18 protein-coding genes are annotated in these 22,381 nt (G+C 48.5%); 5 read left to right on the top strand and 13 right to left on the bottom strand.

The window, feature by feature from the left end:
* Nucleotides 1–92: 92 nt before the first annotated feature.
* The 4 genes from LQ901_RS05405 to rlmG all read right to left on the bottom strand — a co-directional run bounded on the left by LQ901_RS05405 (nucleotide 93) and on the right by rlmG (nucleotide 5,803).
* Nucleotides 93–1,952 (bottom strand): U32 family peptidase, encoded by a 1,860-nt coding sequence (locus LQ901_RS05405; protein WP_218572308.1) that lies wholly within the window; start codon nucleotides 1,950–1,952, stop codon nucleotides 93–95.
* Between the two features lie 101 nt (nucleotides 1,953–2,053).
* Nucleotides 2,054–2,230 carry a hypothetical protein gene (locus LQ901_RS05400; RefSeq protein ID WP_156121064.1) on the bottom strand — a complete coding sequence of 59 codons (177 nt, stop codon included), beginning with the start codon at nucleotides 2,228–2,230 and terminating at the stop codon, nucleotides 2,054–2,056.
* Between the two features lie 1,686 nt (nucleotides 2,231–3,916).
* Nucleotides 3,917–4,333: an H-NS family nucleoid-associated regulatory protein gene (locus tag LQ901_RS05395; RefSeq protein ID WP_010863794.1), complete on the bottom strand. Its 417-nt coding sequence runs from the start codon at nucleotides 4,331–4,333 to the stop codon at nucleotides 3,917–3,919.
* A gap of 348 nt (nucleotides 4,334–4,681) precedes the next feature.
* Nucleotides 4,682–5,803, bottom strand: coding sequence for a 23S rRNA (guanine(1835)-N(2))-methyltransferase RlmG (rlmG, locus tag LQ901_RS05390; RefSeq protein WP_112866942.1), 1,122 nt, complete (start codon nucleotides 5,801–5,803; stop codon nucleotides 4,682–4,684).
* Between the two features lie 314 nt (nucleotides 5,804–6,117).
* Between rlmG and LQ901_RS05385 the strand changes: the two genes are divergently transcribed.
* On the top strand, nucleotides 6,118–7,440 hold the full coding sequence (locus LQ901_RS05385) for a Na+/H+ antiporter family protein (RefSeq protein ID WP_010863796.1): 1,323 nt from the start codon (nucleotides 6,118–6,120) through the stop codon (nucleotides 7,438–7,440).
* 74 nt (nucleotides 7,441–7,514) lie between these two features.
* Here LQ901_RS05385 and LQ901_RS05380 read toward each other — a convergent pair whose 3' ends face one another.
* The 8 genes from LQ901_RS05380 to LQ901_RS05345 form a co-directional block, all read right to left on the bottom strand.
* On the bottom strand, nucleotides 7,515–8,111 hold the full coding sequence (locus tag LQ901_RS05380) for an antibiotic biosynthesis monooxygenase (RefSeq protein ID WP_152136218.1): 597 nt from the start codon (nucleotides 8,109–8,111) through the stop codon (nucleotides 7,515–7,517).
* Between the two features lie 114 nt (nucleotides 8,112–8,225).
* Nucleotides 8,226–9,806, bottom strand: coding sequence for a multicopper oxidase family protein (locus LQ901_RS05375; RefSeq protein WP_178088369.1), 1,581 nt, complete (start codon nucleotides 9,804–9,806; stop codon nucleotides 8,226–8,228).
* A gap of 356 nt (nucleotides 9,807–10,162) precedes the next feature.
* Nucleotides 10,163–11,128: a DUF808 domain-containing protein gene (locus LQ901_RS05370; protein WP_112866967.1), complete on the bottom strand. Its 966-nt coding sequence runs from the start codon at nucleotides 11,126–11,128 to the stop codon at nucleotides 10,163–10,165.
* Nucleotides 11,129–11,501: 373 nt separating this feature from the next.
* Nucleotides 11,502–13,763, bottom strand: a complete 2,262-nt coding sequence (locus tag LQ901_RS05365) for a response regulator (protein WP_152136216.1) — start codon at nucleotides 13,761–13,763, stop codon at nucleotides 11,502–11,504.
* A 16-nt stretch (nucleotides 13,764–13,779) separates the two neighbouring features.
* On the bottom strand, nucleotides 13,780–14,307 hold the full coding sequence (locus LQ901_RS05360; RefSeq protein WP_225624416.1) for a molybdopterin-dependent oxidoreductase: 528 nt from the start codon (nucleotides 14,305–14,307) through the stop codon (nucleotides 13,780–13,782).
* 26 nt (nucleotides 14,308–14,333) lie between these two features.
* A complete protein-coding gene (locus LQ901_RS05355) occupies nucleotides 14,334–14,708 on the bottom strand; it encodes an Hpt domain-containing protein (RefSeq protein WP_052181210.1) in 375 nt (124 codons plus the stop codon).
* Nucleotides 14,709–15,083: 375 nt separating this feature from the next.
* Nucleotides 15,084–16,319: a peptidase T gene (gene pepT / locus LQ901_RS05350; protein WP_152136214.1), complete on the bottom strand. Its 1,236-nt coding sequence runs from the start codon at nucleotides 16,317–16,319 to the stop codon at nucleotides 15,084–15,086.
* A 67-nt stretch (nucleotides 16,320–16,386) separates the two neighbouring features.
* Nucleotides 16,387–17,079, bottom strand: a complete 693-nt coding sequence (locus LQ901_RS05345; RefSeq protein ID WP_064977828.1) for a DUF2987 domain-containing protein — start codon at nucleotides 17,077–17,079, stop codon at nucleotides 16,387–16,389.
* Between the two features lie 452 nt (nucleotides 17,080–17,531).
* On the opposite strand from LQ901_RS05345, the gene potA reads away from it, so the two are divergent.
* From potA to potD, 4 genes are all read left to right on the top strand, one after another.
* On the top strand, nucleotides 17,532–18,650 hold the full coding sequence (potA, locus tag LQ901_RS05340; protein WP_010863805.1) for a spermidine/putrescine ABC transporter ATP-binding protein PotA: 1,119 nt from the start codon (nucleotides 17,532–17,534) through the stop codon (nucleotides 18,648–18,650).
* Nucleotides 18,634–19,491, top strand: a complete 858-nt coding sequence (gene potB, locus LQ901_RS05335) for a spermidine/putrescine ABC transporter permease PotB (protein ID WP_010863806.1) — start codon at nucleotides 18,634–18,636, stop codon at nucleotides 19,489–19,491. Before potA ends, potB begins: the two co-directional genes overlap by 17 nt.
* Nucleotides 19,488–20,261, top strand: a complete 774-nt coding sequence (gene potC / locus LQ901_RS05330) for a spermidine/putrescine ABC transporter permease PotC (RefSeq protein ID WP_010863807.1) — start codon at nucleotides 19,488–19,490, stop codon at nucleotides 20,259–20,261. Before potB ends, potC begins: the two co-directional genes overlap by 4 nt.
* Before the next feature lie 114 nt (nucleotides 20,262–20,375).
* On the top strand, nucleotides 20,376–21,428 hold the full coding sequence (gene potD / locus LQ901_RS05325) for a spermidine/putrescine ABC transporter substrate-binding protein PotD (protein ID WP_010863808.1): 1,053 nt from the start codon (nucleotides 20,376–20,378) through the stop codon (nucleotides 21,426–21,428).
* A gap of 199 nt (nucleotides 21,429–21,627) precedes the next feature.
* Here potD and cobB read toward each other — a convergent pair whose 3' ends face one another.
* Nucleotides 21,628–22,353 (bottom strand): Sir2 family NAD+-dependent deacetylase, encoded by a 726-nt coding sequence (gene cobB, locus LQ901_RS05320; protein ID WP_010863809.1) that lies wholly within the window; start codon nucleotides 22,351–22,353, stop codon nucleotides 21,628–21,630.
* Between the last annotated feature and the right edge of the window lie 28 nt (nucleotides 22,354–22,381).

Below are 22,381 nucleotides of genomic sequence, written 5' to 3'. Positions count from 1 at the left end.
CCTATCCACGGCATGTTGAATGTTGATTGCGCCTGTTATTTTATTGAGCTGATTGAGCGTGTTAGGCGTTATCGAGATGAAATTTTGCTAAATTAGCTCGCGCTACGCTGTACTTTGCTTTTCAGTTTGCCCAGCACATGCATCTCGCAGCGCTTACAGTCAAACTTCAGACGGAAAATGTCGTTACCCATCTCCAGCACCAGCGGATCCGGCTTTAATCCCTTCACCTCTTTCGGACACATATTCTGGGTATAGCGCAAACAGTGCTTGGTGATCATCAGCGACACTTCATCCGCTTCCTGATTCAGCTCATAAGCCGGCGCAATATCATCGACCCCATGCATGCGATAGAAATTTTCCGCCGCCTGGTTATACACATTACCCAGATAGCTGAGATTTTCCTGTGGGAAAGCCGGATTACCAACGGCCTGATGGCGCAGCGGACGCGGATAGCCATTGATGCGCGCCGCTTCTAACGCTTCGACCGCCTGACGACGTAACGCATTTAGCGCAGAAACAGGAATAAACCATGCCTGCTCTAATGTCACATCGATGTGCTGCGAGTAGAACAACGTGTTGCCCAGTTTAGCCAACTGCTCACGGATACTCTGGAACGCACGCTCAGGGTTGTTCGCCGGACTCTTCTCTGCCACTAACGGGATGCTAACACTAAAACCTTGCTCATCGGTCATCTGCAACAGGAAACCGTCAGTGGTTTCGCTAAAGTGCTGCGTGACACCAATCTGGCGAGTCGCGGATTCTTTTTCCAGCGTGCCGTCAAACACCTGATCTCGGTTACGGTACAAAACCGTATTTACCGTCAAACCCCGTACCGGCTCTGCCGTAAACAAGCGACGACCATCCGCACGGTTTACCCGCAACCCATTAACCACCTGACGCGCATTGAAATAGCACAGGCCATCACCGTTGTTAAACTCCGTCTCACCGCTCACTTCAAACCAGTTCGGGCCAACGCGAGTCACCTTACCCACTTCCTCACCGATATATTTCGGCGTGCGGAATGAAGTGATTGTTGGCTGACGCCCCAACAAGAAGTAATCGGTGCTACCTCGGTTGAAGGTTTTATCAGGATTCGGCACAAAGCTGTACTGACTGCGTCCTGCAGAAGAACGCGACAGTTCAGGACGCTCTTCCAAAATCTCATCCAAGTGCTGGCGATACCACGCCGTCACATTCTTGATGTAGGAGAGATCTTTCAAACGGCCTTCGATTTTGAACGAACGAATACCGGCATCGATCATCGCACGTAAGTTGGCCGTTTGGTTCATGTCTTTAAGGGATAGCAGATGTTGATCTTGTACCAGCGTCTCCCCTTCTCGGGTTTTCAATGAGCATGGCACGCGGCAAATCTGCGCACATTCACCACGGTTAGCACTGCGGCCGGTTAACGCATGACTGATATAGCACTGACCACTGTAGGCCACACACAGCGCACCGTGGATGAAAAACTCCAGCTGTACTGACGTCTGCTCAGATACCGCGCGGATCTGCTCCAAACTCAGCTCACGAGCCAGCACGACTTGTGAGAAACCGACATCCTGCAAGAAACGGACTTTCTCCGGTGTGCGGTTATCCAACTGCGTACTGGCATGCAGCGCAATCGGCGGCAGATCACATTGCAGCAACCCCAGATCCTGCACGATCAACGCATCCGCGCCCGCATTCCAGATTTGATGCGCCAGCACTTCCGCTTGCGCCAATTCGCTATCTTTCAAAATGGTATTCAGTGCCACAAACACCTGCGCACCATAGCGATGCGCAAAGGCCGCCAGTTGCTCAATGTCTGCCACACTGTTGCCGGCTGCTGCACGGGCACCAAAGGCCGGACCGCCGATATACACTGCATCCGCACCATGTTTGATTGCTTCAATACCAAACGCCAGATTTTTGGCCGGCGCCAGCAGCTCTAACCGGTTATCTCTTACCATCATCAGTCAGCAAAACCCTGTAAAACCCGAGGAATTAAGGGGCGAGAGTGTATACCAATCAGCATTCTGTTACCAATCTTGCCCCGATGTAGGTGGTAAATGGGTTACTCGCCTTTAAGCGCGATATTGAACACTTCACGCCCCTGCGCTTCCACTTTCAACCGCATATGATTTGGGGTGTTTTCCATCACCAAAATGTTGATATCCGCCTCATCACCAAGGTGTTTACGGATCACTGTCAGCAATTCATCTGCTACTGAATCGAGATTAAGTTCAGTCATAACCATCCGCCTCAAGTATGATCGTCACCCGCTAGCCATGCGAAATATTACGCATGCCCAATAGTGCGGTATGAACAGGTTTCTTCTCATTGATTCGTTAATGTCGCCGCTACCAGCCTTTACTTCAGCTAGTCACACCCTTACGGTTTCATCCTGAATGACTGCATTCCTGTTCACTCATCCTTAAGCGCGATCCGTACCGTTACTCCTGCGTACTGCTTACCTGTAAGATAACGTCGATTTAACACTGTTTTTTTATACAGTGCATTATGGCAATTCTCGTCATGATGTCCAGTCTGTTTTTACATCCTCGAGCACATCAAGTTCAGCCAGTGTAATTACCTCCGCCTCAAACACGTTTAGCCAATCCAATCAAATTTCAAGCATAGACCAATTTTATGCGCTTGTGATGCGAGTCAATTTATCGACAGCAAAAATCAGCAACAACATAGACCGCCAATCAATTAACGCCTTTATCCATCAATTGTGATTTAAATGATATATATGATAGTAGTCCGCAAAATCATCATGACTTGTAATCATTTGTTAGGAATGTTTTTACATTCTCACCTAACTACCTCGGGTAAGAATCCCACTTTTCAGTCCCAGATAAAAACCGGTTATGTGGCCGCTAAGAATCATCAGCAAAGAAAGCAAAAAGATTAGAAGAAAGACAAAAGAAGAGGAATGAAAAAAGGAAAAACAACACACTACAGGTACGCGACAAGGTAAATAACAGACAGGTAATCAGGATCAATTTAGATCTGCAGCCAATAATCTCCCCTTTCGGTAGTCTATTATCCTATCCACATAACTCGCATAATCCACCTAACATCGTGGCCTATAAACGTCATATGACAGAAACTAAACGTCCTGTACGCATAGCAGAAAAGTCACTCATCTTGGTAACGTTGATTTAAAATTTTGTAGCAACATTGAGTAGAGCAATTACTCAGCATCAACCTAGATACTGTAGGAATGAAAACACCAGCATCACTCGCGATTCAAAAATACACAGCTCCAAAAGTACATTCATAAAATGATTGCTATGATGATACGCCGGATAATAGTACTAACCATAAACCGATACTCCCCTATAAAAACTGAGTAAACACCTCGAAAATACCTCGGAGTAGTCATAGCCAAACGGCGTATTACTGTTTTTACTCTCGCCAAGCATTACCGGCAGTTACTATCCAAACGTCCACAGCCTGATTGTAAAATATCAGGCAAAATAAGGGCATCAATCAACTGAGCCTATCTTCGCTCGTGGCAGTATTTTTTATATTAAAAACAATAACGTTACTGATAATTCATAAACGAAAAAAGGAGCCTTTCGGCTCCTTTTGAAATCATGACATTACACAATGTCGCACTAACTCTATAGTTATATTCTTTGTACTGTGCTTGCACGTTGTAAAACAGCACCCTGACGTTAGACAAACTCACGATATAACAGCATATACCGGTTAAGATCAGAGATACTGCGGGTCACTCCGAAAACCCATAATGACGAACGGATGGGGAGACTGTTGCCAGCACCGCAGCTAACACTACATTACCGCGCACCACATTACCGCGATTTAGCGCTATGGCTTACTTAGTCATAGCTCTCTGCGGTAGTCAGGTACGTTTAACCCAGCCATTCGCCACTGAAACATTATCCGTTTGCAGACGCGGTCAAACTTACAGAGTTTTGATCAGGAAAGTATCCAGAGACTCACCTTTCTCCAGCGCTTTAGCAATTACGCTCGGAGTACGGCCTTGGCCAGTCCAGGTTTTAACTTCGCCGTTTTCATCCAAGTATTCGTACTTAGGTGCACGTGGCGCGCGCTTACCCTGCTTCTTCGCTGGCTCTTTTGCCACGATATCCAGCAGATCGTTCAGATCAATACCGTCTTCTTTCAGCATTTCGCGGTATTGTTCCAGCTTACGCGCACGCTCTTCTTCTTGCGCTTTCAGCGTGGACAGCTCTTCACGACGTTCTTCAACAACGACGGTCAGCTTTTCCAGTACAGATTCTAAAGTTTCCAGATCCACTTCGCGAGCAAATGCACGCAGAGAACGAATGTTTTTAAATAAGCTAATAATTTCTTGTGACATAATGAATGCAACTAACAGATATTGTTCTAATAGTAAGCCATCATAGATAATGATGACTGCGAGACTTCTATAATAGAACGAATTTCAGCATCTGCCAATATATACCGTCGATTAAATTGCAATTCACCCATTCAGATAACCCTGATGAATATCAGGAATTGAAAATATCTACGATATTTCGACGGCAATCATCGTTTAAATGCCGCAGTGCACTCATCCGATCAGCATTAACAAATGCACGACATTTGATCAGGCGCAAAGTATCACGCCACAAAAACCAAACAAATACGGCGCTGCTCACGCAACGCCGTACCGATTTAGCTCTAGCATCATCCGACAAGCCGTCTTTTATTTCTCTGACTGCAGGATGACAAATTTCTTATTTCCAGCCACTGTCGTGCACTGATTAAACAGACGACGTAATTTCAGATGGTATGCCAGATGACGGTTACCAATAATGCGCAACCAGCCCCCTTTTTTCAGACAACGACGCGCATCGCGAAACATCTGCCATGCAATATGATCCGTAATTGACTGTAATTGGTGGAATGGTGGGTTACATAATATCAACTGAATCGAATTAGCAGGAATATCTTCCAGACTATTTCCGACAATAAAACGACAGCGTGACATAAATTCCGGGTGGTTTTCCTGAATATTTATCCGGCTGGACTGCACCGCCATATAAGATTCATCAATGAAAATAACATCCGCATCTGGATTTTGCTTTAATGCGGTGAGGCCAATCACGCCATTGCCGCAACCCAAGTCCACCAGCGTACCGCTCATGCCTGAAGGAATATGTTGCATGAAAAAACGCGCCCCAATATCCAGTGATGCGCGAGAAAACACGTTTGCATGATTATGAATGCGCTCGCCGCTGCCTTCCAAGGTCCACACCGTTGGATAAGGCGATACCGGCGCACTCAGAGCCAGATCTGGCGTGGCGTACACGAGGCGTGCTTTTTTCCATGCCAAACTGGTACGCGTAGGGCCAATAATGCGCTCAAACAGCTTCAAGGTAGAGGTATGAATATCGCGCGCTTTCGCTGCCGCCAAAATCTGCGTCTGTGGCCCCATCACCGCCTTTAGCATCAATAATTGATGCTCTAGTAAGGCTAAGGTTTTCGGGATCTTAATCACCACCAACGCTGGATTTTCCGGTAGGGCCTGCAAGGTATCTTGCCAAGTCACACAATCAGCTGGCAGCTCATTACGAACCAGATTGCGCAGCAAAGCCTGTTGGCTAATATAGGAGTCGCCAATACTGATCGGATGATGCGAATGCAAAGCACAAGTCAGTGCGCCAAACTGATCATTAAAAATCAGTACCGGCCCATCCGGTTGCACGCCCTCTAATTCCTGCAACAGATATTCATCCGCCGCTTCCCAGGCCTGTAACTCGGCAGACTCCTCTTCCGGATAACGCTCCAGCTGCAAGCTTACGTTGCCCGACACAAAATGGCCCATTCGATCTCCGCCCATTCAAAACAAGAAAAGTACTGCATTTTAGCCTGAATTCAGCGCAATGTATTGAGATTGATTCTGCTGCGCGGCCAAGAATCGCGATAGTGATGCAAAAAAAGGCAATTATAAAAAACAAACCTTAAAATACAGTTAGTTAGATATTGGCTTTTTGCAAACAGTAGGCGATTGCGACAGCAAAAATCACGACTTGCCTCAATATAACTACTCGGATGTCAAAATTTATGCTCGACAAATGCCAGTGAATACGGAATCTTAACCGGTATTCTACAACTTCACTGAATGATATCCTTTCTCCTATGAATGCTGTTGTTATTGCCGTCAGTATTATGCTCTTGCTGAGCCTGATGCGGGTAAACGTCGTGATTGCGCTGACATTTTCAGCCATTATCGGCGGCCTGCTAAGTGGCATGAGTCTGACACAAACAGTTGAAACGTTTACCGGTGGTCTGGGTGGTGGTGCTGAAATTGCCCTGAGCTACGCCATGCTGGGTACGTTTGCTGTCGCGATTTCCCGCTCCGGTATTACCGATGTTTTGGCACAATATGTCATCAAACGTCTTGGCCGTGAAGCCAGCGCCAATAAGGTGTTCTGGTTCAAGTATATGCTGCTGCTGGCCATTACCCTGATTGCGATTTCTTCGCAAAACGCCATCCCTATCCACATTGCGTTTATCCCTATTCTGATCCCGCCGTTGCTGCATGTGATGGCACAGTTGAAGTTAGATCGCCGCGCTGTGGCTTGTGCCATTACCTTTGGTTTGACCGCGCCGTACATGATCTTGCCGGTGGGTTTTGGCGGTATTTTCCTCAACAACATTTTGCTGCAAAACCTGAATAACAATGGCCTGAGTGTTACTGCAGCTCAAGTTCCTAGCGCGATGGCGCTGCCCGTTGCCGGTATGGTGGTAGGTTTGTTCACCGCGCTGTTCATCAGCTACCGCAAGCCTCGTCATTATGATGTTGAGAAAATTCTGGCTGCCGAGCCTGAGAAAAAAGAAATCCAAACGCGTCATTTGTGGGTTGCTGGCGTTGCGATTTTAGGTGCCCTGAGTGTGCAGCTGTACACGAACTCCATCATTCTGGGTGCGCTGATGGGCTTTATCGTGTTCATCGTTGGCGGTGTGATCAACTGGCGTGACACACAGGATGTGTTTAGCCGTGGCGTACAGATGATGGCGATGATTGGCTTTATCATGATCACCGCATCTGGCTTTGCCGCTGTCATGAAAGCCACCGGTAGCGTGGAAACACTGGTGCATTCCATTACCGATGTGATTGGTCATAACCGCGCGCTGGGTGCGTTCCTGATGCTGGTTGTAGGTTTACTGATCACTATGGGGATCGGCTCCTCTTTCTCGACCGTACCGATTATTGCCACTATCTATGTGCCACTGTGCATTTCGTTTGGCTTTTCGCCAATGGCGACTATCGCGTTGGTAGGTGTGGCAGGCGCACTGGGCGATGCAGGTTCACCGGCCTCTGATTCCACATTGGGCCCAACATCTGGCTTGAACATGGATGATCAGCACGACCACATCTGGGATACCGTGGTGCCAACCTTTATTCACTACAACATCCCGCTGCTGATTTTCGGCTGGATTGCCGCCATGATTTTGTAATTACGAAGACATTAATTACGACGATCATGCAAGATAAGGCCGCTAATATGCCAAGTGTTAGCGGCCTTTTTAGATCATGGCTTCTGCTGCGCGCTGTTATGTGACAGTTGTTTGCCCTGCGCCGTAGGCCTAGGCCACAGCCAAAATTTGAACAACCGCGTATACCAAGGCAACAGTAGGTATGAAACGAACAGTACCGTTAATCCGGTAATAAACAAAAAGATCACCGGAGTGACCCAGTGCAGATGCAAACTGTGGATCAAATACGAAAAAATCTGTACTGAGGGATAAATCGCCAGCCACGTTAAGAACACCATTTTGTGCCGGTTCGGTGGTCTACTGGAAGTCAGCGCGGGAAGCGTAAACCAGATCTCTTGCCCACGCTGAATCTCCACTTCACTGCCTGTACTCAATTTTTCCATAGGCACAGTCCAGCGGCGACGTAATCCCGAATTAAGCCACGCCTCATACTGTTCGCGCGAAGCAAAGTTAAACGTCACTTTAAACTCAGGCTGCGCTTGATCTGGACGTACGACCCTCGCGCCCAGAAATCCAGCAAATGACTGCGTATCATGCAGTAAATGCTCCACCAATTTTTCAAATGCAAACTCATTCCCGGGGATCACTTTATGACTGATCACCGAGGAGATAATGTGATGATTTTCTTCCACATGTCACCCGTGGTACTTGATGTGCACCAAGCCTGTTACAACAGATAAAAGGCCACTGCACACCGGTGACCTTTTATTTTCCTCTCACCGCAACCTATTATTCTTTCAGCGGTTTTACTCAGTAGCGCGATACTGGATCACCCGCAACATACCGGACACCATGTGGTACATGTTATGGCAATGGAACACCCAACGCCCCGGATTATCCGAATAAAACTCCAACGCCACCTTGGCCATTGGCGGTACCGAGATGGTGTCCATCAAGGCCGAATGATTGGCATCCCGCATATGTGGATCCAATACGCGGAAGAAGTGACCATGCAAATGCATCGGGTGATACATCATGGTTTCGTTGATCACTTCCAAGACCACGCGCCGTTTCTGAGAAATATCAACCGGCGCAGCATCAGGATAATATTCTCCGTTGATACTCCAATGGTAGGTTTTCATATCACCATTGAGCCGCATAGCAATTCGCTCTTGCGGTACATCTGGCATAGTTGTCGGTAACATGGAACGGATCACCCACGCATTAGCTAACCGTAATTGAGCGCGTGTTGCGATGCTATCTGCCGGCGTTGGCGCTGCAAACTCTGCCGGCAACGCCACATCACCAACCCGTAAGATCGCCAACGCGCCGGTTGTTTGCCCGACCGCCTCGCCCACAATCCGATAAATTCCCGGTTTACCAGCGGTGATCAGCGCATCATAGCGTTCAGCCGTCGCCATCAAGATGGCATCCGACGCCAGTGGCTGCACAATGTTGCCATCTTTAGCAATCACCTGCAGTTCATGCCCCTGCACCGACAAGCAAAAATAAGAAGATGAAGAGCCGTTGATAACACGCAGCCGGATACGCTCACCGGGCTTCGCCTCCACGATAAATGGCTTTTCTGGCAAGCAGCCATTAAGAGGGAAACGGGTATATTGCACATCCACACCAAATTTTTTGCCGCCCGGGTACGGAAAAACGGCTTCTTTCGGCGGTAATGTTGGCGCTATGGCCGCCTCTGGCGCTGGCTTATGCTGTAACGCATCCAGCACTTGATACGGATCAGCGGATAATCGGTCTTCCATAAACAGCACCGCTTCTTTGTCGTAAACAAACGGCTCATCAGGATCTTCCAAAATCAACGGGCCCGCTAAGCCCTGCTGATCTTGCAAGCCAAAATGCGAGTGATACCAGTAGGTACCTCCCTGCACTACCGGCCAGCTGTAGGTGGTCTCTACACCTTGCGGGAGCGGCACTTGCGAAACATTCGGCACCCCATCCATCAAGTTAGGCACTAAAATGCCATGCCAATGCACGGTGGTCGGCTCTTTCATCCGGTTACGCACGGTGGTGTAAAAGATATCCCCTTTTTTGAGCCGAATTTCCGGTCCACATGGCTGATCATTAATCTGAATCAACTGGCAGCCTTGCGGCATTTTTGGCCCGTAGGCGATATCCAAGCTAAATTGCTGCCATGGGAAATGGCCGGATAACGGCGTCGGGATCGCCGCTTTTCCCTCACCCGCAGGCGCTGAAGATGGCATGCATGCCGCTCTAACACTTGACGACAAAGCCAATAGCGGCTGTGCCGCCAGCATTGCGCCTGTCACCCCTAACAGCTTACGACGAGTCAAATTGCAGGTGCCTGACTCCTGCGTTGAGGCCGTTGCACTGGTACGATGGAAAATAGATTTGATATTCATCTGGACAACCAAAAATACAGTCAATATTGTCATGCTGCGCCACACAGCTAACTGCATATAAATCCATCAGATAGTGAGCTAGCGGCGTGCAGCATCGTTGTTGGTAGGATAACGCTGAGGGATTTGTCGGGTTATCAGGCTATGTAAGCAAAAACCGCAAACCGTATTGGCAATTACAACTGGCAATATCCGGTATTCATCCGCTACAACCCGCAATATCAAGGCCCGTAATCAAGGAGTTACAACGAACTAGGTGAGACTGTAAGTAAAAATCGCAGAAAGGAAGGGTATAGCAACACAAACAAAAAAGCCGAAGAGCACCACGCACTCTCCGGCCTGTATTCAGGGAGTTTTCGTTAGAATAAGCGTTTTTTAATCTGCCCCAACGCGCTCACTACCACAAAAACCACCATGCCGACCAATACACCAAACAGTGCATTCAGGAACATTGGCATCAGCGCTGTTAATACGCTCCCCATAGAGCCCATCAATGTCAGTGACGCAGTCAAATCCAACATAGCCACCGACACAAAATGCAAGCCGTGCGCCACAATGCCGCCACCGACCATAAACATGGCGACGGTACCAATCACCGTCAGCGAACGCATCAAATACGGTGCTGCCATCAAAATGCCATAGCCCACTTTGTGCAATACCCGTACCGGTAAACTGTTACCGGGGATGCGCGCCAGATACAAACCACCATCATCCAGCTTCACAATCACCGCCACAATGCCATACACCCCAACGGTCATGACAATCGCTACTGCCGCCAATACCGAGAACTGCACAGTCAAAGAGTAAGCAGCCACCGTACCAAGAGCTATCGCGATGATCTCAGCCGATAAGATGAAATCGGTAGTAATCGCGCCTTTCACTTTTTGCTGTTCAAAACGCCGACGCCCTTCATCACTGGCCGCAGCTTGTAATAAAGCAGCATTTTCATCTTCTGCATCAGCATGCCCAGCATTGTCCGCGTCTGCTGTATGTGTCAGTGAGTGCCAGATTTTTTCAAACCCTTCAAAACACAAAAACATACCGCCCAACATCAACAGCGGCGTAATAGCCCAAGGGATAATGGCGCTGATCAATAATGCGGCCGGCACCAAAATTAACTTATTACGAAACGAACCTTTTGCAACTGCCCACACAACCGGTAGTTCACGATCAGCATTCACTCCGGAAACTTGTTGCGCATTCAGCGCCAAGTCGTCACCCAATACACCGGCGGTTTTCTTCGCCGCCACTTTAGTCATGGCAGCGACATCATCCAAAATACCTGCAATATCATCCAGCAATGCGAAAAAACTTGCTCCAGCCAAGGGAAACCCCGCTTTCATCTCAAAAAATAATAAAAGGCGATCCCGCACGAGATCACCTAACACCCTCGGTAGTGGCTACGTACTCACTGATATTCTCCATTTTCATCTGGTTTTTCATGTAAATAGGCAGCGCTGCCATGTACATAATGTGAAAAATGAGCTGTTGAGCACCGCGGACAATACGCCAGCCGACAGATTAATTATGGTGATGGTTATTTGTCGGCTGCACGACCAAGGTCACAGAAAGTATAACGGGAATCCACCATTGATTCATATGATAAAAATCAGAGTGTCGCTATATTAAGGTTGATGTAAAAACTGTTGGCATAAAGAGCTTGCCGCAAACGAAGCAGTTAAGACGCAAACGAAGCAGTTAAGACGCAATCGCTGAGTCTTTCAATAAAGTCCGGTTAATCGTGTCATTCAAACGGCTCATCGTCAGGGGTTTGGTGCAGTAATCAACCATCCCAGCGCTCAGGCAATCATTGCGCACCCCAATCGTGGCATCCGCCGTCAGCGCAATGATGCGCGGTGCAGTGCTACCCAATTCGCGGATAATGATTTGAGTGGTTTCAATACCGCCCATGCCGGGCATGTGTAAATCCATAAACACAATATCGTAGTGTTTTTGTCGCACCTTCTCACAGGCTTCTTCGCCACTGGTGGCGGTATCCACCTCATGCCCCATTTTACGAAGCATCGACTTCACCACCATCAGGTTCACTTTGTTATCATCAACCACCAGCAGCTGTTTAGCACTGTAGATTTTCTCGATTTCCGCACTTTCATGCGGAGCGCAATGATATTCACGAGCATCAAAGTGCTTAGCGATAACCGCTTGTAAACCTTGTGCTTTCAGCGGTTTAGTCAGGTAGTCATCCATCCCAGCCGCCAAATACATTTCACGTGAATCTTCCATCGCATCGGCGGTCAGAGCGATGATCACTACTTTTTCACCACGCTCATTTTTCATTTTGCGGATCACGGCAGCCGCCTCTAGGCCGCTCATCAGTGGCATTTGAATATCCATCAAAATCAGATCAAAGACTTCGTCGCGCACTTTATCGATAGCAATGCAGCCATTCTCCGCAGTTTGGACCTTATGACCGTGACTGATCAGCAGCGTAGAGATAAATTTGCGGTTGGCGGCGCTGTCATCCACCAGCAAGATCCGGATTTGCGGGATGCACTGCTCACAGGCCATGTTTTTGCACTTCTCGTTAGGCGGCGACATATCCTGTTTCGGGGCATCTCTAGTAATAAACGAGAATGTAAAACAGCTCCCTTTGCCAAGCTCACTGGTGAGGGTGATATTCCCTTTCATCAATTTGGCAAGACTCTTGGAAATCTCAAGCCCTAAACCCGAACCGCCATAAAAACGGTTGGTGGACAGCTCTGCTTGTGAAAAACGCTGAAAGAGTTTGGGGATCACATCGGGGGCGATACCGATACCGCTGTCAGTTACGGCAATATCAATGCGGTAATTACCGCCACTGATCGCCTTACTACGCACATCCATGCGGATAAAGCCTTTTTCGGTAAACTTGACGGCATTACTGAGCAAGTTCATTACAATTTGCCGGATCCGGATCGGATCCACTTCAACCCAAGTCGGTAAATCCGGTTGCAGATTTAAGGTGAACTCCAACCCTTTCTGGCTTGCGGCATTGAATACCAAGCGATGAGCATTAATCAGTAAGCTCGACAGCGAACAGGCCGACACATCAAGCCGGACATGCCCCGCTTCCAACTTAGACACATCCAGAATATCGTTCAGTAATCCCAGCAAATGCTCGGCGGAGTCGCGCGCTGTTGCCAAATAATCGGCTTGTTGAGAATTCAGAGTGCTATCTTCCAGCAAAGAAATCATGCCAATCACCCCATTCATTGGGGTTCGGATCTCGTGGCTCATATTAGCCAAAAATACACTCTTCGCTCGGTTACCGGCTTCTGCTTGGAAACGGGATTCTTCCAGTTTTTCGGTTAGGCGTAACAACTCCAAATTGTGCTTTTTACTGCGCTGCAATTGACGCCAGGCCAATAAGGCAAACGCAATAATCAGCACAAACTGCAAGGAGGCAATCGCAGTAGTGGTGACAATCTGGTTACTGACGGTCTGATTACGGCTTTCATCGAAATCCGTAAACGAGACATTCACTTGCAAGATGGTTTTTTGAATCAGTGGGTGCAAACGCGCCAATGCCAGCTCTAGCTGTTTAAAGCGCACCGGATCATATTGCACGTCAACATCCGGCCCTAAAATAGTGTCGGCATAGGCAATAAATTCCGGTAGTTCATGTTTGATTTGCTGATAAATCGGCTGGCCATTGAGAATTTCACGGCTATCACTGCCATGCAACGCCAAATTGATGCGGCTAACAAAGGTGTCATAGCGAAGCTGTAATGCCTGCATGGCATCCGGACTGCCCTGTTCATTTTGTACTTTCAGTAACTGGTACTGCAGACGATAAAACTCATTCTGCAACTGAAAGTAGGTCCACATCAGGTTATCGTCACCAATACTGGCAGTCCGTTTCAGATCATCAAACTGCCGATACTGGATAAAGGCGATGCTGAAGAAACTCCCCAGCAGCACCAAGCAAATCACGACCAGCAGCCGATAATTGGTTCTCATGCAGGCATACTCTACACTACTCGACCTTCATGGATGTCACTTGCCACGCGCAGCGACTGTAATAAGACTTGGTTTTCAACTCAGGATTGGCATCAAACGGATAAATCACAAACAGTGGGCCTTTGTCGCGCACACTGAGCATTTTGCCATCAATTTTGCGCGCTAAAATCACATTGTATTTGGCTAAATCCGACACGGGCAGTGTCGACTCATAGTCATTCAATGCGGTAAAGGTCAGCGTTTTTCCTGATGCCTGCACCGCAGCCAACACATCTTTAATTAGCGGCCCTTCGAAAGTTTTCTCACCTTCATACCATGGTGTGGTGGTGGTAATGGTGTACTGCGGCAACGCATCTAACAGTGCATTATCAAAAACGGCGCTATCACCCACATTGGTTTTAGCAATAGAGCCGGAAACCGTCAGGACCGGATCGCCCGTCACCGCCTCAAGCGCTTGTGCCGAAGTCGACACAGTGCTGGAAACAAGGCCGGTCACAGCCATCAGCCCGGCCAACAACCATGAACGCAACATAATCACACTCATCAGGATTTCCCCCTTGGGAGTAATGGCTAGTTTTCTAGGTACGCCAGCAACGCATCGCGCGTTGGTCCAGCAAAATCCAAAAAGTTGTCGTAATCCGGCACGCACTGCTCCCCTGCACCTTTGCGGCACAGCGTTTCAACACTTAAAGCAGCTTGATACAAACGCAACGCGCCTAATGAACCGGAGCTGCTTTTAATGCAATGCGCTAACTTGCCCAACGCTACCCAATCATTTTGATGACGAGCCTGCTGCATCTGCTCGACATGTTCACCCAGCTCAGTGAGATAAACCTCAATCACTTCTTTCAGCACATCGGCTCCGATTTCGTGTTTCAGCTCACCCAGCACCTGTAAATCTATCCATTCAGCGTCTGCCAGTTCTGATTTTTGCAGCTGCATCATATTCTCTCCCACCTGCTGTCGCGCCATCCGTATCACATGTCTGTATTGATGTGTCTGCCATGTGAACCGATGCAAATATATTCTCTATATCTCTTCTCTGCGCCTGCCTGTCGGCTGATTCCATGCGCCTAACACCTCAACTCAGTCGTAGGCTTAGCACCTTAATAGGATTGTATTAAGTATTGCTGCTTTAACTAACAAGATAGCATTGGATAACAAAATATTCACACTGTCACGATGTAGAAATGCGCGGTAACGCCGGCTAAATAAATACCAGAGAGTATTGGGAAATCGAGCTTGATGGGCGCTGGATGCACCAAAGAAAAAGCCGCTGAAATCAGCGGCTTTAGAGACGAAAAAGGATATGTAGCTCGCTTATGCGTTACGCGCACGCTCAGCAGTCAACGCCGCAATTCGGGCGATCACGTCAACAGCGCTTTCCATGCCTTCAACCGTCACAAACTCATGTTTACTGTGGAAATTATAACCACCGGTGAAGATATTCGGGCATGGTAACCCGCGATACGAAAGCTGCGCACCATCGGTACCACCGCGGATAGGTTTTTCGCATACGGTAACGCCACACTCTTGCATCGCTTGACGCGCAATGTCGATGATGTGCGGATGCTTAAGCACCTTGTCACGCATGTTGCGGTAGGCATCGCTAAAGCTGATAGTGGCGTGGCAGCCGTTTCGCATACCTGCATTTAAACTGTCAACTTTGTCTTGCAGCAGACGCTTACGCGCCGCGAAATTATCGCTATCGAAATCGCGAATGATGTAATGCAGCTCCGCTTTTTCCACAGTGCCTTTAAATTGATTCAGATGGAAAAAGCCTTCATAGCCTTCGGTATGCTCTGGCGTTTCTTCTACCGGCATGCTGGCATGAAACTGAGCGGCTAATGTTAGTGCATTGACCATCACATCTTTGGCTGAGCCTGGGTGAACGTTGTTACCTTGAATATGGATCACTGCGCTGGCGGCATTGAAGTTTTCATACTCCAACTCACCAACCGCACCGCCATCAATGGTATAAGCCCAATCAGCCGCAAAACGTTTAACGTCGAAATACTGCGCGCCACGGCCAATCTCTTCATCAGGGATGAAGCCCACACGAATATCGCCGTGCGGAATATTGCTCTCTTTCAGACGCATAATGGCAGTCATGATTTCAGCAATACCGGCTTTATCGTCTGCACCCAGCAAAGTTTTGCCGTCAGTGGTGATCAGCGTTTTACCATGCAGCTCGTGCAAAACAGGGAACATCACCGGCGAGAGGATCTCGTCACCGATGCCCAGAGCAATGTCGCCGCCACGGTAGTTATCCACGATTTGCGGGTTAACGTTTTTGCCAGAAAAATCGGGCGAGGTATCCAGATGCGCAATAAAGCCGATGGTCGGCACCTTCCAATCCACATTGGTCGGCAACGTAGCCATCAGGCAACCGTGTTCATCCAAATGAATATCTGTTAGCCCCATCTCCTGCAATTCGTCCTGCAGCGCATGCGCCAATTTCATCTGCCCTTCGGTGCTGGGAACATGCCGGCTACTGGCTTTAGATTGCGTATCGAAAGAAACGTAAAAGAAAAATCTGTCTAACAGTCTATCCATCTTTGTCTGTGCCTCGTATTTAGTCCCTCTATTATGCAAAGAGCGCACAGGCAAGAATTGCGGCAAGTCAGTTTTTTGTCGAATGCTGCTGAATAAACGGTGTTATTTTTTCTGGAATGGCCGGAAATGTAAGTAAATCTGTCTCTATATTTACCATTTGTTCCGTATTCAGGGTCAAAATATGATTTTTTATATAAAGCGGATTTTTTGATGTAGTTCCAAGAACTTTGCCATCCGCCACCGAAAAGTGCAGCACTAACCCCGAGACATGCGGCATATAACGGCGGGTGACAAAAGTGCCAAGGCGTTGATAAACCTCGTTCATATCTTTTACCAATGCGGCCAGTTGCTTACCTTCTATCTGCGTCGTCATCGGCAACGTGCTAACCACTTGTACAGACAAACTGCACGGCTGCTCCGCGTTGATATCCATCGTCAAATTTGGGTTAAGGCTGCGCAAATTGGTATCCAGCGGGATTTTGATCTCCTGATCTGCACCGGGCTGCAACACTTCCTGATGCCGACCGGATGACATCACAATCTGGCGAATCTGGCAGGTTTGGCCGTTTTGCGGGTTAACCAGGAAATACGCAAGACGCGCTTGCAGCGCGGGCTTATCTGCCGCCGCTATACGCATTGGGTCGTCATAAAAATTCTTATATTCAAAGACCTGCGTGACAGCTTGCACAGCAGTACAGGGTAACAACGTTAATGCAGCAGCCACATATGCGGTCATTCGCGCAGAAAAGAAGAATGCCATCAGTCCCTTTACTCCCTTGTCAGTATGACTTCCTTGTATACGGCATAATAACAGAGCGAACGGTTTTCCACCGCTCTTCCTGCGTTTTCTAAGTGATAGCCGAATAAGTCATAGTTGTGTAAGTGATGGTTGTATCGTGATAGGTAAAACCCATGTAACACGTAATCAATGAGTTACACGTCAAGTTGAAAATGGCGGTGACATCACGTGGCACTGCAAGGTGCCGGTTTGTACCGCGAAACGTCCAATGGCAAATTTATGGGCGCAAACTATCATTTGAGCTTTCGCAGTGAAAAGAGGAAAATTGCGCCGATAAGGGGAAAACGCCTTTTATTTCTGGGCAGTTACCATTATCATTCGCGCTCTTTTTTATATCCAGTGGCGTCTTTGGTTAACAGTCTTTTCCAAAGACGGTTCTATCTGTACACATTAAGGATAGAGTAAGAAACTAAATGACTGAACAACGCTCTCGTACGCCGGTAGTAGAACTCCGAGCAATTTGTAAGGGATTCGACGGCAGGGACATCATCTCGAATCTCGATCTCACCATCAACCATGGTGAATTTCTGACCATTCTCGGTCCTTCCGGTTGTGGTAAAACCACCGTACTCCGCCTGATTGCGGGTCTGGAAGACGCCGACTCCGGCCACATTATTCTCGATAACCAGGACATCACCGACATTCCGGCGGAACACCGTCACGTGAATACGGTTTTTCAAAGCTATGCCCTGTTCCCGCACATGTCGGTATTTGAGAACGTGGCTTTTGGTCTGCGGATGCAAAAAGTCCCTGCTGCGGAGATCGAGCCTCGGGTGATGGACGCCCTGCGCATGGTTCAGCTGGATGAATTTGCCGATCGTAGTCCGCATCAGCTTTCTGGTGGTCAACAGCAACGTGTGGCAATTGCCCGCGCGGTGGTGAACAAGCCAAAAGTACTGCTGCTGGATGAATCACTTTCCGCACTGGATTACAAACTGCGTAAGCAGATGCAAAACGAATTGAAAGCCCTGCAGCGTAAGCTGGGGATCACCTTCATTTTCGTTACCCATGATCAGGAAGAAGCCCTGACCATGTCAGATCGTATCATCGTGATGCGTGATGGCCGTATTGAACAAGACGGTACGCCACGTGAGATTTACGAAGAGCCACGCAACCTGTTTGTGGCGCGCTTTATCGGTGAAATCAACGTGTTCGACGCGCAGATTATCCGCCGTGTGGATGACGAGCGTGTACTGGCCAACGTTGAAGGCCGTGAATGTCATATTCATAACGTGATGATGGATGTACAGGCGGGTGACAAAGTGCACGTGCTGCTGCGCCCAGAAGATTTGCGTATCGAAGAGATCCACGACAGCGAACAAATCGATGGCATCATAGGCTATGTACGCGAGCGTAACTATAAAGGCATGACACTGGACTCAACCGTCGAGCTGGAAAGCGGTAAGTCAGTGATGGTCAGCGAGTTCTTCAACGAAGACGATCCAGATGTGGATCACTCCCTTGACCAGAAAGTGGCCGTGACCTGGGTAGAGAGCTGGGAGGTGGTACTCGCCGATGAAGACGACGCGTAAGTTTCAGAATTTCGTCATTGCGACGATCGTCGGCTGGCTGACTATTTTTGTCTTTATTCCCAACCTGATGATCATCGCCACCAGTTTTCTGGTGCGGGATGACGCAAACCTGATCCAGCTGACCTTTACGCTGGATAACTATACCCGTTTGTTCGATCCGCTGTATGCGGAGGTCATGTGGCACTCGCTTTCTATGGCGATGCTGGCCACGGCCTTGTGTCTGATCATCGGTTACCCGTTTGCGTATATTATTGCCAAAATGAAGCCGAAGTGGCGTCCGATCATGCTGTTTTTGGTGATTGTTCCTTTTTGGACCAACTCCCTGATCCGGACCTACGGGCTGAAAATTTTTATCGGCACCAAAGGGCTGCTGAACACCATTTTGCTCTCCATTGGCTTGATTGATAAACCGCTGAAGCTGATGTACACCGAACAGGCCGTGATCATGGGTCTGGTGTATATCCTGTTGCCGTTTATGATCCTGCCGCTCTACTCCAGCATCGAAAAGCTGGATCATGCTTATATCGAAGCGGCCAAAGATCTGGGTGCCAGCAAGTTCCAGACCTTTATCCGCGTGATTTTGCCATTGACCATGCCAGGCATTGTTGCCGGTTGCGTATTGGTACTGTTGCCTGCGATGGGCATGTTCTACGTTTCTGACCTGCTGGGCGGAGCCAAGAACTTGTTGATCGGTAACGTGATCAAAAGCCAGTTCCTCAACATCCGTGACTGGCCGTTTGGCGCAGCAACCAGCGTAACGCTGACGGTATTGATGGGCTTGCTACTGCTGGTGTATTACCGCGTTGGTAAGCTGCTGAACAGAAAAGGTGAGTTAGAATGATCGGTCGACTGCTACGTGGCAGCTTTATGGTGACGGTCTATGCCTATCTGTATATCCCGATTGGCATTCTGATCGCGAACTCGTTTAACAGCTCGAAATACGGCATTAAATGGGAAGGTTTCAGCCTTAACTGGTATGAGCGCCTGTTTAACAATGACAGCTTAATTCAGGCCGCGAGCCACTCGCTGACTATCTCTATTTTGTCGGCAACCTGCTCAACCCTGATTGGCGCGATGACTGCGGTGGCGCTGTTTCGCTATCGTTTTCGCGGCAAGCCGTTTGTCAGCGGCATGCTGTTTGTGGTGATGATGTCGCCAGATATCGTGATGGCCATTTCACTGTTAGCACTGTTTGTGGTAGTTGGCGTATCACTGGGCTTTTGGTCACTGCTGTTCGCCCACATCACATTCTGCTTGCCGTTTGTGGTGGTTACCGTGTATTCGCGTCTGAAAGGCTTTGATGTGCGGATGTTGGAAGCGGCCAAAGACTTAGGCGCCAGTGAAACCGTGATCTTACGTAAGATCTTGCTACCACTGGCAATGCCTGCGGTAGCTGCCGGTTGGTTGCTGAGCTTTACCCTATCGTTAGATGACGTGGTGGTCTCTTCATTTGTAACCGGCCCAACCTATGAAATCTTGCCATTGAAAATTTACTCAATGGTGAAGGTAGGCGTGTCACCGGAAGTGAATGCGTTGGCGACACTGATGCTGGGCGGCTCGTTGATTTTGATTATCACCAGCCAGCTGTTACTGCGTAAAAAACATGCCTGATCTGCGGATGCAGATTAAGCTGTAAACAGGCGATACCTGTTACTTATCCATATCTGCGGGGGGAGAAATGGCTCTACCCCGCTTTTTTAACCTTAACTTATAGGAGAGTCTTGAATGAAACGATGGTCACGTCTTCTTGCTGTGGGGATGATGGCGCTCGGCATTCAAGTTGCGAATGCGGCAGACAACGACAATAACGTAGTGTACTTCTACAACTGGTCGGAATATATCCCATCTGGTCTGTTGGAAGAGTTCACTCAGGAAACGGGGATCAAGGTGATCTATTCCACCTATGAATCCAACGAAACCATGTATGCCAAGCTGAAAACGCTGAATAAAGAAAACGCATACGATTTGGTCGTGCCGTCTACCTATTATGTCGATAAAATGCGCAAAGAAGGCATGCTGCAAAAGATCGACAAGAGCCAGCTGCCAAACTATAAGAACTTGGATCCCGCTCTGCTGAACAAGCCGTTTGACCCGAATAACGATTACTCCATTCCTTATATTTGGGGTGCGACCGGTATCGGCGTGAATACGGATGCAATTGATCCGAAAACCGTGACATCTTGGGCCGATCTGTGGAAGCCGGAATACGCCGGTAGCCTGCTGATGATGGATGATGCGCGTGAGTTCTTCCACGTTGCACTGCGCAAGCTGGGCTACTCTGCTAACACCACAGATCCAAAGCAGATTGAAGAAGCCTACCATGAGCTGCAAAAGCTGATGCCAAACGTGCTGACCTTCAACTCTGACTTCCCTGCGAATCCTTATATCGCCGGTGAAGTGAATCTGGGTATGCTGTGGAACGGCTCTGCCTATATGGCGCGCCAAGAAGGCACCCCAGTACAGATCGTATGGCCAAAAGAAGGCGCTATCTTCTGGATGGACAGCTTGGCTATCCCTGCTGACGCCCGTAACAAAGAAGGAGCACTGAAGCTGATCAACTTCCTGATGCGTCCTGATGTAGCGGCAAAAGTCGCGAAAGAAATTGGTTATCCAACACCAGTCAAAGCTGCCCAGCCTCTGCTGCCAAAAGAGATGGTAGAAGACAAAACCATTTACCCTGATGAAAAAACCATCATGGCTGGTGAGTGGCAAAGTGATGTGGGTTCAGCCAACGAACTGTACGAAACCTATTTCCAGAAGCTGAAAGCTGGTCGTTAATCGTCTGATTTCAGTTCACTGATTTAGCTATGACTAAAAAACCGAGCTCTGCTCGGTTTTTTTATCTGCCCTACTCGCATCCCTTCACGAAAATGTGATTCGTGTTTTACGGACGCTTCGCCGATTTTTGGCAAAAGCGGACATTTGGCGAAAGCGGATGTTGTGCAAAAAATTGCCCCAACTCACCCCGCTCTTGCTATTAGCGATATTCGCCCGCCAATAGCTGATTCACAAAAGCTGGCACCACGTCACTGGCTTTGCCATACAGCTTCTCAGCAAACTCATTTTCCACAAGGCTCGGCTCTAAATTTAGCTCAACGGTGTGCGCACCCGCCAAGCGCGCCTCATGCACAAACCCCGCAGCCGGATACACATTGCCCGACGTGCCAATCGCAATAAACAAGTCAGCCTGCGCTAACGCGGTGTAAATCTTATCCATCCCAATTGGCATCTCACCAAACCACACCACGTGTGGACGTAGCGGTGAAGGAATTTGGCAACAGTGACAATGATCATCGGTATGTAAATCACCGCGCCACTCAATGGTTTGCCCTGACTCCGGACAACGCGCTTTGAGCAATTCACCGTGCATATGGATAATCCGGCGATTTCCAGCACGTTCGTGCAAGTTATCGATGTTTTGCGTCACTAGCAGGAAGTTATCCCCCAGCGCCGCTTCCAAAGTCGCCAGCGCCACGTGCGCAGGATTTGGCTCTAAGTCTTCCGACAACAGCTCTTGACGACGTAGGTTGTAAAAATGCTGCACCTGCTCTGGATCGCGCAAATAACCTTCAGGAGTGGCGACATCTTCAATCCGATGGTTTTCCCACAACCCATTTTGATCGCGAAAAGTCCGGATCCCGGATTCGGCGGAAATCCCGGCGCCAGTCAATACGACAACCTTGCCGATATGCTGATGCTGCATAATTTTACTCCCTAGATTCATTTCACCG

It is taken from the genome of Plesiomonas sp. PI-19 (assembly GCF_021368255.1).
Lineage (GTDB): Bacteria > Pseudomonadota > Gammaproteobacteria > Enterobacterales > CAMTGL01 > Plesiomonas > Plesiomonas shigelloides.
Note: the sequence above shows the minus strand (reverse complement) of the source record. Positions and strands in the feature narration are given on the sequence as shown.